The sequence below is a fragment of the Nonomuraea sp. NPDC005983 genome, from assembly GCF_040614375.1.
GTDB lineage: Bacteria > Actinomycetota > Actinomycetes > Streptosporangiales > Streptosporangiaceae > Nonomuraea.
In genome coordinates, this window is the sequence record NZ_JBEXUP010000031.1 from 18,262 (window position 1) to 31,027 (window position 12,766).

At 71.1% G+C, this 12,766-nt stretch carries 11 protein-coding genes; 7 read left to right on the forward strand and 4 right to left on the reverse strand.

What is annotated here, in order from left to right; genetic code table 11:
* Positions 1 to 180 precede the first annotated feature (180 nt).
* Genes ABZ297_RS16580 through ABZ297_RS16590 form a run of 3 tightly spaced genes read left to right on the forward strand, consistent with a single transcriptional unit; the run spans position 181 to position 3,009 of the window.
* Entirely contained in the window at positions 181 to 1,020 is an 840-nt protein-coding gene (locus ABZ297_RS16580; protein ID WP_355345997.1) for a fumarylacetoacetate hydrolase family protein, read from the forward strand.
* Positions 1,017 to 1,952 (forward strand): alcohol dehydrogenase catalytic domain-containing protein, encoded by a 936-nt coding sequence (locus tag ABZ297_RS16585; RefSeq protein ID WP_355346000.1) that lies wholly within the window; start codon positions 1,017 to 1,019, stop codon positions 1,950 to 1,952. Before ABZ297_RS16580 ends, ABZ297_RS16585 begins: the two co-directional genes overlap by 4 nt.
* A gap of 13 nt (positions 1,953 to 1,965) precedes the next feature.
* Positions 1,966 to 3,009 (forward strand): amidohydrolase family protein, encoded by a 1,044-nt coding sequence (locus tag ABZ297_RS16590; RefSeq protein WP_355346003.1) that lies wholly within the window; start codon positions 1,966 to 1,968, stop codon positions 3,007 to 3,009.
* Between the two features lie 38 nt (positions 3,010 to 3,047).
* On the opposite strand, the gene ABZ297_RS16595 is transcribed toward ABZ297_RS16590, so the two are convergent.
* Entirely contained in the window at positions 3,048 to 4,043 is a 996-nt protein-coding gene (locus tag ABZ297_RS16595; protein ID WP_355346006.1) for an endo alpha-1,4 polygalactosaminidase, read from the reverse strand.
* A gap of 276 nt (positions 4,044 to 4,319) precedes the next feature.
* Here ABZ297_RS16595 and ABZ297_RS16600 point away from each other — a divergent pair, with 276 nt between their 5' ends.
* Genes ABZ297_RS16600 through ABZ297_RS16615 form a run of 4 tightly spaced genes read left to right on the forward strand, consistent with a single transcriptional unit; the run spans position 4,320 to position 8,633 of the window.
* Positions 4,320 to 5,609 carry an alpha-glucosidase/alpha-galactosidase gene (locus tag ABZ297_RS16600; RefSeq protein WP_355346009.1) on the forward strand — a complete coding sequence of 430 codons (1,290 nt, stop codon included), beginning with the start codon at positions 4,320 to 4,322 and terminating at the stop codon, positions 5,607 to 5,609.
* Entirely contained in the window at positions 5,606 to 6,889 is a 1,284-nt protein-coding gene (locus tag ABZ297_RS16605; protein WP_355346012.1) for an ABC transporter substrate-binding protein, read from the forward strand. The genes ABZ297_RS16600 and ABZ297_RS16605 overlap by 4 nt, the downstream gene beginning before the upstream one ends.
* Entirely contained in the window at positions 6,886 to 7,818 is a 933-nt protein-coding gene (locus ABZ297_RS16610) for a sugar ABC transporter permease (protein ID WP_355346015.1), read from the forward strand. Before ABZ297_RS16605 ends, ABZ297_RS16610 begins: the two co-directional genes overlap by 4 nt.
* Complete coding sequence (locus tag ABZ297_RS16615; protein ID WP_355346018.1) at positions 7,815 to 8,633, forward strand: carbohydrate ABC transporter permease; 819 nt, start codon at positions 7,815 to 7,817, stop codon at positions 8,631 to 8,633. The genes ABZ297_RS16610 and ABZ297_RS16615 overlap by 4 nt, the downstream gene beginning before the upstream one ends.
* Positions 8,634 to 8,709: 76 nt before the next feature.
* On the opposite strand, the gene ABZ297_RS16620 is transcribed toward ABZ297_RS16615, so the two are convergent.
* From ABZ297_RS16620 to ABZ297_RS16630, 3 genes are all read right to left on the reverse strand, one after another.
* Positions 8,710 to 9,552: an SMP-30/gluconolactonase/LRE family protein gene (locus ABZ297_RS16620; protein ID WP_355346021.1), complete on the reverse strand. Its 843-nt coding sequence runs from the start codon at positions 9,550 to 9,552 to the stop codon at positions 8,710 to 8,712.
* A gap of 81 nt (positions 9,553 to 9,633) precedes the next feature.
* Entirely contained in the window at positions 9,634 to 10,392 is a 759-nt protein-coding gene (locus tag ABZ297_RS16625; protein ID WP_355346024.1) for an IclR family transcriptional regulator, read from the reverse strand.
* Between the two features lie 139 nt (positions 10,393 to 10,531).
* Positions 10,532 to 12,700 carry a SpoIIE family protein phosphatase gene (locus tag ABZ297_RS16630; protein WP_355346141.1) on the reverse strand — a complete coding sequence of 723 codons (2,169 nt, stop codon included), beginning with the start codon at positions 12,698 to 12,700 and terminating at the stop codon, positions 10,532 to 10,534.
* Positions 12,701 to 12,766 lie beyond the last annotated feature (66 nt).

Consider the following 12,766-nt stretch of genomic DNA (forward strand, 5'->3'; position numbering starts at 1 on the left):
TGCGCACCACCATTCCGCTATTCGGAATATAGGGGCCGGTTTTCTGGAGTCGGTCCAGGGTCGGGCGGTCGTCCGCCTGCGAAGGTCGAGTATATGGGCGACCCCTTGACAGCCGTCCGCCCTGCTGCTGTTCTTTCGCATGTACGGAACTGCATTCTGTGATGCGGAATAGGAGCGTGTATGAGACTCGGCACGGTGCGAGCGGACGGGAGCCGCTTGCCCGCAGTGGAGCGCGAAGGGCTGTGGCACGCGCTGGACGTCCCGGCGGGCACGCCGCTGGAGGCGGTGCTGGCCGGCGGGGCCGAGGAGGTCCGCCGCCTGGCCGGTTCGGCGACCCGGCCGCTCGAAGGGGCGGCGCCCGTCGCGCCGCTGCGTCCCGGCAAGATCGTCGCGATCGGGCTCAACTACCTCGACCACATCCGCGAGGCCGCGATGGACAAGCCGGAGCGGCCGCTGGTGTTCGCCAAGTTCCCCTCCAGCGTGATCGGCCCCGGCGAGCCGATCGTCATCGACGGTGAGCTGACCGCGCGGGTGGACTGGGAGGTCGAGCTGGCCGCCGTCATCGGCGCGCCGCTGCGGCACGCGAGCCCGGCCCAGGCGCTGGCGGGCGTGGCCGGCTACACCGTGGCCAACGACGTCTCGGCCCGCGACCTGCAGTTCGCCGACGGCCAGTGGACGCGCGGCAAGAGCCTTGACACCTTCTGCCCCCTGGGCCCCGCGATCGTGACCCCCGACGAGGTCGGCGACCCGCAGGCGCTGCGGCTGCGCACGGCCGTCAACGGCGAGACCGTGCAGGACTCCAGCACCGCCGAGATGCTCTTCGGCGTCGCCGAACTGCTCGCCTACTGCTCGCGCGGCTTCACCCTGGAACCCGGAGACGTCGTGCTGACCGGGACACCCTGGGGGTGCGGTGAGTTCATGGACCCGCCACGCGGCCTGCGCCCCGGCGACACCGTCGAAGTCAGCGTCGAAGGCGTCGGCGTCCTGAGCAACCCCGTGATCGCGGGAGGTGCGCGATGAGAGCGCTGGTGTTCACCGCGCCGGGCGTCATGGAGCTGCGCGAGGAGCCCGAGCCCGAGGTGGGCGCGGGCGAGGTGCTGGTCCATGTGGTCGCCTCCGGCATCTGCGGCAGCGAGCTGCACGGCGTGAAGACGCCCGGCTTCCGGGTGCCGCCGCTGGTCATGGGGCACGAGTTCGCCGGCCGCACCGACGACGGCCGGGCCGTCGTGGTCAACCCGATCCTGTCGTGCGGCGTGTGCGACGTGTGCGCGCTGGGGCTGCGCAACGTGTGCAGGAAGCGGCAGATCGTCGGGGTGCACCGGCCCGGCGGGTTCGCCGAGCGGGTGGCCGTGCCGGAAGGGACGCTGACCACGCTGCCGGAGGGGCTCGGCTGGACGGCGGCGGGCATCGTGGAGCCCGTGGCCAACGCCGTGCACGCCTGGTCGCTGGCCGGTGCCCCGGTCGGGGCGCGCGTGGGCGTGATCGGCGCCGGCGCGATCGGGCTGGCCTGCATGCAGGTCGCGGTGGCCGGCGGCGCGTCGCGGGTCGAGATCGCCGACCGGTCGGACAGCCGCCGCGAGATCGCCGCCCGGCTGGGCGCCCACGCGGCGCTCGCCGAGCTGGGCGGCGAGTACGACGTGGTCTTCGACGCGGTGGGCGCGGCCGCCACCCACGAGCAGTCGCTCGCCCGGCTACGTCCCGGCGGGGTGGCGGTGTGGCTGGGCCTGGCCTCTCCTGCCGCCGGCTTCGACGCCGCCGACCTGGTGCGGGGGGAGAAGCGGGTGCTCGGCTCGTTCGCCTACCGCGACGCCGACTTCGCCGCCGCCGTGGAGCTGGTCGGGGAGTGGGACCTGAGCTGGGTCGACACGTTCCCGCTCGGCCAGGGCGCCGAGGTGTTCACCACGCTCATGAACGGCGGGACGTCGCCGGTCAAGGCCCTGCTCACCCCCTGAACGGAGGCGCCCCATGGATCTCCCCCTCTCCAGATACCGGCCCGTCTCCCAGCTCAGGGTGCCCGTCCACCGCGTCGAGCGGGCCCGGGTGCCCGCCGTGGACGCCCACATCCACCTCGGCCGCTGGCTCAGCGCCGACGGCGAGTGGATGGCCCCGGACGTCCCCGCGCTGCTTGACATGATGGACGAGCTCAACCTGCGCGGCATGGTCAACCTCGACGGCCGCTGGGGCAGGGAGCTGACGGCGAACCTGGAGCGTTACGACGCCGCACACCCCGGCAGGTTCGCCACCTTCTGCCACGTCGACTGGTCGCTGGCCGCCGAGCCGCGCTTCGGTGAGAAGCTGGCCGCGCAGCTGCGCGCGTCGGTCGCCGAGGGTGCGGCAGGGCTGAAGGTCTGGAAGGACGTCGGCCTGCGGGTCCGCGACGGCCGCGGCGAGCTGGTCATGCTCGACGACGAGCGGCTGGGCCCGTTGTGGGCGGCGGCCGGGGAGCTGGGCGTGCCCATCGCCCTGCACACCGCCGACCCGGTGGCCTTCTTCGAGCCGCTCGACGAGCGCAACGAGCGGCTCGAACAGCTGGCGGCGCATCCCGACTGGGTGTTCTCCGGGCCGGGGTTCCCGCCGTTCGAGCGGCTGACGGAGGCCATGGAGGCGATGGTCGCCGCGCATCCGCGGACCACCGTGATCGGGGTGCACGCCGGGTGCTGGCCGGAGAACCTGGCCTGGGTGGGGCGGATGCTGGACGCGTACCCGAACTTCCACATCGACATCGCCGCCCGCATCGCCGAGCTGGGCCGGGCCCCGCGCGCGGCGCGGGCTCTGGTGCTGCGCCATCCGGGGCGGGTACTGTTCGGCACCGACGAGATCCCGCCCGTGGCGGAGGTGTACCGGAACCACTTCCGGTTCCTGGAGACGGCCGACGAGGCGTTCGCCCACTCCCTGGAGGACCCGCCGCTGATGGGGCGCTGGACGATCTCCGGCCTCGACCTTCCGGACGAGGTGCTGGGCCAGGTGTACGCGGGCAACGCGCTCAGGCTCGTGCCGAGGCTGGCATGAGGGGCAGGCCCCGCCGACCGCGGGGCCTGCGGGCCGGGCTACCTACACGGCGTGTAGGGCTTGTCCTTGAGGGAGTAGTCGGTCGCCTTCTTGATGGCGTTGAAGTTGAGCGTGGTGGCGTTGGCCTTGGGGCAGAAGGTCGACGGGGAGGTCTTGTACTCCACCTGGAAGACCGGCTTGCCGGCCGCGACGAAGGGCTTGAGCTCGTCGCACTCCTTCCACTGGAAGCACTCCTCGTTGACCGCGTAGTCGAAGGACGAGACCAGGTCGGAGACCTGGCTGAGGTCGTTCTTCAGCGCCACGGACAGGCCGTTGCGGTGCGCGATGTCGGCCAGCGCCTTGTTGAAGACGAGCTGGGTGGCCGGGCTGACCGTCCAGCCGGTGACGGACTTCCCTTCCTCGTGCGCGTTGACGACGTCGAACTCCACGCCGTCGAAGCCGGCCTGGACGCACTTGGCGACCCGGCGCTCCGTCATCCGCAGCAGGAAGTCGCGCTGGCCCTTGTCGTTGTTGATGTTGGCCCAGCGTTCGTTGGGGAACTCGTCGCTGAACGGGTTGCCGAGCAGGGAGTTGCCGTGGCTCTTGTGCCAGTCGACGAACTCCTGGTAGTCGGGGCGGAAGTCCTCGATCGACCCGGCGTCGACGTAGCAGATGGCCTTGGCGCCCCGGGCGTGGACGGCGTTGACGCCCGCGGTGTTGAGCGTGTGGTTGTTGCCGGCGACGGCGGCGTCGACGTAGAGGTCGAAGTCGAACACGGTCGGCCGGACGCAGGCGCCGCCGGTCTGCGGGGCCACGCAGATGTCGACGTTGATGCCGCCGGTCGAGGCGTAGGCGGTGTTGCCCTGGAGCTGGTACTGCCAGCGGCTGTTGACCGGGGGTTTCCAGATGGCCGCGCGGGCGGAGGCGCCGGCCTCAGCCGTCGTGGCCGTCGTGGCCGCCTCAGCGGCGGTCGCGCCGAGCGCCACCGCGGGCGCCAGGGTCAGGACGGTCGCCACGGCCAGGCGGGCGAAGCGGCGCAGCGGGGTGGAGCTCACTGTCTGGGGGATACCCAACGCACTTACCTCTGTTCCATATAGCGGAATGATATTCCGGGATAAAGGAAATCGGGGAGCATTGGAGGTTGTCAACCTTTCTCTTGACGTCGAGAATTCCGCGTAAAAGGTGCATGACGCCCGTCCGATGACCGGCAAGGCGCGCTATCAGCGGCGTTCCGTAATACGGAATTCTAGTCTGTATCGCGGATAGATGGCTATACTCACCGCACGCAGCGGGCCGCCACACCCGCCGTGCTCCGTGGAGGGAAGAGTCCCATGGCACGCATCGTGTTCGTCGGCGCGGGCAGCGTCGAATTCACCAAGAACGTCCTCTCGGACATCCTGACGTTTCCGGAGCTGGGGGAGTCCACCCTGGTCCTGCATGATATCGACGCCGAGCGGCTGGCGACCGCCGAGGCCATGGCCACCTGGATGATCGCGAAGCTCGGCCGGGGCGCCAAGGTGGAGGCCCACCTCGACCGCCGTGCCGCCGTGGACGGCGCCGACTACTTGATCAACGAGATCGCGGTCGGCGGGCACGCCGCCACGCGCGTCGACTTCGAGATCCCGCGCCGCTACGGCCTGCGCCAGACCATCGCCGACACGCTCGGCATCGGCGGCATCTTCCGCGCGCTGCGTACGATCCCCGTCATGGTCGCGCTCGGCCACGACCTGGCCGAGCTGGCCCCCGGCGCGCTGCTGCTGAACTACACCAACCCGATGGCGATGATCCCCCGCGCCGTCTACCAGGGCACCTCCTTCCGCCGGGTGGTCGGCCTGTGCCACTCGGTGCGCGACACCCAGGCCCGCCTGGCCTCGCTGGTGGGCCTGCCGCCGGAGGAGGTGTCGTTCGTCACGGCCGGGGCCAACCACCAGGCGTTCGTGCTGCGCTTCGAGCACCGGGGCGAGAACCTGTACCCGGCGCTGGACGAGGCCATCGCCCGCGATCCCGAACTGCTCAGGACCGTCCGGGTGGAGATGTACCGCCGCCTGGGCTACTTCCCGACCGAGTCCAGCGAGCACGGCTCGGAGTACCTGCCCTGGTTCCTGCACCACGACGACCAGGTGGCGCACTTCCGCATCCCGGTGGAGATCTACCTGCGCTGGTCGGAGGAGAACCTCGACACCTACGAGGAGACCAGGAGCCGGCTGGCCGCGGGCCGGGGCGTGGAGATAGAACCGGCCATGGAGCTGGCCTCGGAGGTCATCCACTCCATCGAGACCGGCACCCGCCGGGTGGTCCACGGCAACGTGCGCAACGGCGGGCTGATCTCCAACCTGCCCGACGACGCCTGCGTCGAGGTGCCCTGCCTGGTCGACCGGGCGGGGGTGTCGCCGACCAGGGTCGGCGAGCTGCCGCCCCAGCTGGCAGCGCTGAACCAGACCTTCCTCAACGTGGGCGAGCTGACCGTGCGCGCGGCCCTGGAAGGGCGGCGCGAGCACGTCTACCACGCGGCCATGCTCGACCCGAACGCCGCGGCCACGCTCACGCTCCAGCAGATCCACGACCTCGTGGACGAGATGATCGCGGCCCACGGCGACCTGCTCCCCGAGGGGGTCCGATGAGAGCGGCGCTGGCGGCGGCCGTGCTCGTCGCCCTGGCCGCGACGGGCTGCGCCGGCGCCTCCCAGGAGCAGGCGAGCGGGCCGGTGGAGATCACGCTCTGGCACGGCCAGGAGGACAACTCCGCCAAGTCGATCGAGAAGCTGGTCGGTCAGTTCAACCAGAGCCACCCGGACATCAAGGTCAGGACGGAGTCCGGCGGGGCGACCGCCGACGGCATGCTCCCCAAGATCACCGCCGCGCTCACCTCCGACACCTACCCCGACATCGCCTACCTCTACGGCTCATGGGCGCCCAACATCGCGCGCAACCCGAAGACGGCCGACCTGTCGGAGCTGGTGAAGGACCCGGCCGTCGGCTGGACGGACTTCTGGGCCAACGAGCGCGAGGCCGTCACCGTCCAGGGCAAGGTCATCGGCTTTCCCGCCGTGGTCGACAACATGGTGGTCCTCTACAACAAGAAGCTGCTGGCCAAGGCCGGGGTGCAGGCGCCAGGGCCGGACTGGACGTGGGACGACTTCAGGTCCATGGCCAAGCGGACGACCGACCCGAAAGCCGGTGTCTTCGGCACCACGTGGGCGATCAGCGGCGGCGAGGAGGCCGTGTGGGGCCTGTGGCCGATGATCTGGCAGGCGGGCGGCGACATCCTCGATCCCGACCACAAGAAGGCGGTGTTCAACTCCGCCGCGGGCCAGCAGGCGCTCACCCTGCTCAGGAACATGACGATCGATGACAAGTCGGTCTACCTGGACTCCAGCCCGGCCGAGAAGGGGCAGAAGCTGTTCGAGTCGGGGCGGCTCGGCCTGTTCCTGTCGGGCCCGTGGGTGCTCCCCGACCTGCAGGCGGCCAAGGTCGACTACGGCGTGGCGCGGCTGCCCGGCACGAACGGCAACCACGAGACGGTCTCCGGGCCCGACAACTGGGTGGTGTTCCAGCACGACGAGCGGCGGGTCAAGGCGGCCGCCACGTTCCTGGGCTGGCTCACCTCGCCCCAGCAGCAGCTGGTGTGGATGACCGACACCGGGTCGCTGCCGATCCGCGAGTCGATCACCAAGCTGCCCGGCTACCAGGGATATCTCAAGAAATATCCGGGCATCGAGGTGGTCTCGGCCAACCTGGCCAACGCCAAGCGGGTCAGGCCGGCCACGACCAGGTACCCGCGGGTGTCGTCCTTCATGGCCGACGCGATCGCGCAGACCCTCCTGGGCAAGACCGACCCCAAGACGGCCCTGGACCAGGCGGCGGCCAAGTCGGACGCGGCGCTCGCCGTGCCGGGATCATGACCAGCTCCGCCCCGGCGCTGAGCCGCCCCACCCCCGCGCGCCGTCGGCGTCCCGACCGCCGCAAGCTGGCCGACAACCTCGCCGGATGGTCGTTCGCGGGCCCGGCGACCCTGGTCATCCTCGGGTTCTCACTGATCCCCATGGCGTGGGCGCTGGCGCTGTCGTTCACCGACTCCGACCTGATGACGCCGGGGCGCAACGTCGGGCTCGACAACTACCGGGCGCTGCTGGTGGATCCGGTCTTCTTCCAGGCGCTGCGCAACACCGGGCTGCTGCTGGTGCTGTACCTGCCGGCCTCGCTGGCGGCGGGCCTGCTCGTGGCGGTGCTGCTGAACAGGAAGGTGCGCGGGATCGGCTTCTACCGGACCTGCTTCCTGGTGCCCTACGTCGCCTCCGCCACCTCGGCCGGGCTGCTCATGGGCTACATCTTCGACCGCGACTTCGGGCTGATGAACGGGCTGTTCGTCAAGGTAGGGCTGCCGGTGCAGGGCCTGCTGAGCAGCCCCTCGCAGGCGATGTTCGTGCTCACCCTGATCTTCTTCTGGACGCGCTTCGGGTTCGCGGTGGTGATCTACCTGGCCGCCATCCAGGAGATCAGCAAAGAGGTCCTGGAGGCCGCCTCGATCGACGGCGCGGGGCGGTGGGCGAGCTTCCGGCACATCATCGTGCCGTCGGTCCGGCCGATGACGATCTTCCTCGCGGTCTGGGGGGTGATCGACGCGCTGCAGTTCTTCGACCTGGTGGTGACCACCACCAAGGGCGGCCCGGCCAACGCGACGGTGACGATCGTCTACTACGTCTGGCAGCTGGCCTTCAGCTTCTTCACCGCCGGGTACGGCGCGGCGGTGGCCTACGTCCTGTTCGCCGGGACGCTGGTGCTGATCGTGGCGGGCCTGCTGGTCGCCCGGCGCAGGGGGGTCATGCGATGAGGCGTCGCCGTCTGCCCAGCGGGTGGCATCTGGTGCTCGTGCCGATGTCTGCGGTGACCGTGCTGCCGTTCGTCTGGATGGTGCTCAGCTCGGTGATGACCCAAGGGGAGCTCAACCGCTTCCCGCCGCCGGTGTGGCCGGCGGGCATCGACCTGGGCGGCTACCGCAAGGTGCTGGAAGGCTCGGACTTCCCGCGCTGGTTCCTCAACAGCGTCATCGTCTCGGGCGCGATCGTGCTCGCCCAGCTGGCGCTGTGCAGCATGGCGGGCTACGCGTTCGCCCGGATCAGGTTCGTCGGCTCCAAGCTCACCCTGGTGCTGGTCATCGCCACGGCGCTGATCCCGTTCCAGCTCACCGTGATCCCGACATTCCTGATCTTCAACAAGGTGGGGCTGACCGACACGCTGGGGGCGCTGATCGTGCCGCAGCTCAGTTCGGCGGTCGGCATCTTCCTGATGACGCAGTTCTTCCAGTCCTTCCCCAGGGAGCTGGAGGAGGCCGCCCGCATCGACGGGTGCTCGCGTTTCGCGGTGTTCTTCAAAGTGGTGCTGCCGGTGGCCAGGCCCGCCCTGGCCGCGCTGGCCGTCATCACGTTCATCACGGCGTGGAACGACCTGTTCTGGCCGATGGTGGCGATCACCTCCGAAGCCAGGTACACCGTGCAGGTGGGGCTGACGTCGTTCCAGGGCCAGCACCGCGCCGACTGGCCGGCCATCATGGCCGGGACGGTGCTGACGACGCTTCCGGTGCTGGGCGTGTTCCTGTTCGGCCAGCGCCGCTTCGTCCAGGCGCTCACCGGCGCGGTCAAGGGCTGAGAGCGCTGGGCAGGGTCGGCTGGGGCTGCGCGGCCAAGGTCAGCTGAGGCTGCGTGGCCAAGCCCGGCAGGGGCCGTTAGGCCAGGTCGTGGTAGGGGTTGGCGGGCAGGCCGGTGCTGGAGGTGCGGCAGCGCCACAGCTGCCCGCCGGTCCGGCCGTCCCAGGCGGTGGTCACGTACAGCACGTCGAGGTCGCCGCCGCCGAAGGCGCAGCTCGTCACGTTGGTGGCGGGGATCTCGAGGCTCAGGTCGGGCCGCCCGTCGGGGCGCAGCCGGACGACCGCCCCGCCGCCCCACAGCGCGACCCACACGTGGCCGGTGGAGTCGACGGTGATCCCGTCGGGCTGCCCGCGGGTGATCTCGGCGAACACCCGGCGATCGGCCAGGCCCCCGCTGACCGGGTCGTAGTCGAAGACGTCGACCCGGCCGGTGGGGGTGTCGACGTAGTAGAGCAGCCGCTCGTCGGGGCTCCAGGCGATGCCGTTGGAGATCGTCACGTCGTCCAGCACCCGCTCGCAGCGGCGGTCGGGGCCGAGCCGGTAGAGCGCGCCCGCGCCGGGTGCGTCGTCCTCGGCCTTGGTGCCGGCGAAGAAGCGGCCCGCGCGGTCGCAGGCGCCGTCGTTCATCCGGTTGCCCGGCCGCTCGGCGGCCGTCACCGGCGCGAGCAGCTCCAGCCGGCCGCGCTCCAGGACGGCGAAGCCGTCCCTGACGGCGAGCGCCAGGCCGCCGGAGGTGGTGGGCACCGCGACCCCGACCGGCTGGCCGACGTCGATCGTCTCGTGCGAGCCGTCGGCGGGGTCGAGGTGGTGCACCAGGCCCGCGGGGATGTCGACCCACAGGAGCGTGCCTGTGCGCCCGTCCCAGCGCGGCCCCTCACCCAGCCGGGCGTGGGGCACGGGGACGATCTCCGGCTCCAACACTGGCACACCTCTGTTCTGTATAGCGGAAAGCCATTCCAATCAGCGGTCAGGACATCATCGGGAGGATCACGCTGTCAAGCGTCAGGCCTGCTCGGCGACCGCCCGCCGCAGGCTGTGGCCGAGCTCCTCCATCCGGGCCGGCGACATGCGGTCCTTGATGGCGGTGACGCTCACCGCGGCGACCGGGGCGGTGCGTCCCATGAAGACCGGCACTGCGACGCACCGCACGCCCGGCTCGTTCTCCTCCAGGTCGAGCGCGTAGCCGCGCTGGCGGACCTGGTCCAGGTGGGTGGCGAGCTTGGCCGGGTTGCTGATCGTGTTGCGGGTGCGGGTGGCCAGCGGGCCGTACCTGTCGGCCCACGCCCTGATCGCCTCGTCGGTCGGGTACGTCCAGGCCAGCAGCGCCTTGCCCACGCCGGTGCAGTGCGCCGCGTTGCGCCCGCCCACGACCGAGGTCATCGTGATCGATCGCACCGCCTCGACCTTGTCGAGGTAGACGACCTCGGCGCCGTCGAGCATGGCCATGTGCACGGTCTCGGCGAACTCCTCGCTCACCCGCAGCAGCAAGGGGCGGACCAGGGTGCGCAGGTCCATGCTCTCGTAGAACCTGAAGGCCGTGGCGAGCAGCTCGGTGCCGAGGAAGTAGGGGCCGCTGGGCTCGGGCTGGGCGGCGAAGCCGCGATGCTTCAGCGCGCCGAGCAGCCGGTGCAGCGAGCTCTTGGGCAGGCCGAGCCGGGTGGCCAGCTCGTCCAGCGTCACCCCCCTGCTGTGCTTGCCGATCTCCTGCAGGATCAGCAGGGCCCGATCGACGCTCCCCACCGGGGACTGAGCCTCACCCATGAACTCTCCCTCGCCCGTTCCGAATAATGGAATGCTAGAGCGCATTGCGGAACCGTCCAACACCTCGCTCCGGAATCCGGGCGCCGGCTGGACGTTCACCCTACGGGCTCGCCGGGCACCTCAGGGTCACGGCCCGGTTTCACCCCTGGTGCTCCAGCAGGAGCAGCGCGATGTCGTCGGTGCGCTGTCCGATGTGCGGATGGTGCTGGATGAGCGTTTCGGCCAGCTCGGCGAGGGGCTGGCGCCGAGCCCGGGTCAGCCGCCTGACCAGGCCGGCGAGCCCGTGGCCCAGGTCGGTGCCGGGCCTCTCGATGAGTCCGTCGGTGTAGAGGGCCAGCACGGCGCCGGGCGGCAGCGAGTGCTCCAGGACCGGGTAGGCGGCGCCGGGGTCGATGCCGAGCAGCAGGCCGGGCGGGACGTCGATGATCTCTACGCGGCCGTTCGGGCCTCGCAGCAGCGGCGGCGGGTGACCGGCGCTGGCCAGGGACAGGGTCTGCTGCCGCAGGTCGAGATGGATGTAGAGGCAGCTGGTGAACAGGTCCGGCTCCAGGTCGATGAGCAGGCGGTTGGTGTGGGAGAGCACCTCGCGCGGGCTGGCCCCGGCGGCGGCGTGCGCGTGCACGGCGGTGCGCACCTGTCCCATGAGCGCGGCGGCGGCGATGTTGTGCCCCTGAACGTCGCCGATGACGGCGGCGGCCGTGGTGTCGTCCAGCCGGATCAGGTCGTAGAAGTCGCCGCCGATGTCCATGCCGCTGGTGGCGGGCAGGTAGCGGGCGGCCACGTCCAGGCCGGCGATCTGGGGCAGGCTGCGCGGGAGCAGGCCGGCCTGCAGGTACTGGGCCAGCCGGTCCTTGGCGTCGAAGAGGCGGGCGCGCTCGAGCGCCTGGGCGATCAGACCGGCCAGCGAGGTGAGGGTGGCGCGCTCGTCCGGGCTGAACGGGTGGGGGTGGTCGTAGGCCAGCACGCAGGTGCCGATCGGCCGGCCCGAGGCGATCAGCGGCAGGAACGCCCAGGCGGACATGTCGTCGAGGTGCTCGGCGTGCGGGTAGCTCTGGTGGAGCTCGTCCCAGGTGGCGAAGAACGCGCCCTCGCCGGTGGTCTGGGTGCGCTCGCCGGGCGTGGCCGAGGTCAGCGGGACCCCGTCGAAGCGTTCGAGGAGCACGGGGCCGTAGCCGCGCGACCCGACGATCCGCGTCCGCCCGCCCTCGGCGAACGAGACGACCAGGGCCTGGACCCCGCACACCGGCATGACCTTGTCGGCGACCAGGTCGACGACGTCCCGCACGGTGACCGCGCGGGTCAGGGCCGCGGCGAGGTGCATGAGGTTGTAGAGCGCGTCCGCTCGCGCCGGCCTGTTGGCCACGGTCACGGGGCCGGCTGTCTGCCAGGACGCCCAGCCGCCGGAGTGCTCGGCGATCGGTGCCCGCTGCTCCGGCGGCGCGGCGTCGGAGGTGATGCGCAGGCTCACCCCCGACGGGTCCGGATATAGGTGGAAGGTCAGCTTCGGGCCGTCGGGATGGCGGGCGGTCCAGGAGGTGACCTGCTGGCTGACCACCGCCGCGCGGTGACGGTCCTCGAAGGCTGGGTCGCGCAGCCACGAGAGCACCTCCCAGGGCGCCCTGCCCAGCACGTCGGCGGCGGCGCAGCCGAGCAGGTCGGCCGCGGCGGAGCTGATGAAGGTGACGCGGCCGTCCAGGTCCAGCGCGGCGCAGCTCTCGGGCAGGCGGTTGAGGCAGTCCATCGCGGCGAAGGCCTGCTTGGGGCCGGCCGCCCGGGCGCGCGCCGGGCTCAGCAGGCGCGGGCGGGGGCCGGGAAGGACCGGACACCCGCGGTCGGCCGCCTCCCGCATCAGGGCCCCCATCTTGCGGCAGGTGGACTCGATCACCTTCAGCTCGTGCCGGGTGAGCTGCTGCGGATGCAGTTCCGGCCACAGCAGCAGCAGAGCGCCCCAGTCGTCGGCGCCGGTGTGAATGGGGGCGGCGGCCATCGCGCACCGGTACGGCAGGGCCAGCGCGGCTCCAGGGAAGCAGCGGGCCAGCTCCTGGTGGTCGGAGAGCCACACCAGGGACCGCTCGCGGACGGCTTCGGCCGCCGGAACCTGGCCGTGCAGCCCGACCCTGGCCCACGGCCTGGCGATCTGGGTCGGAAGCCCGATCGCCGCGTCCATCACCAGGACCTGCTCGCCGGGTGACAGGAGGTAGATCGTGCCGATGTGCGCTCCGGCGTCCCGGACGGCCTGAACCAGCAACGCGTCCAAACCGGGCGCGTTCCGTTTGGATCCGGTGGCGAAACCGGCCTGGCTCCGCATGCTCACTCAGTCTCACTCCTGCGGCGGGATCAAAACCTCAAAACACCGCATAGTTGGACAATATGC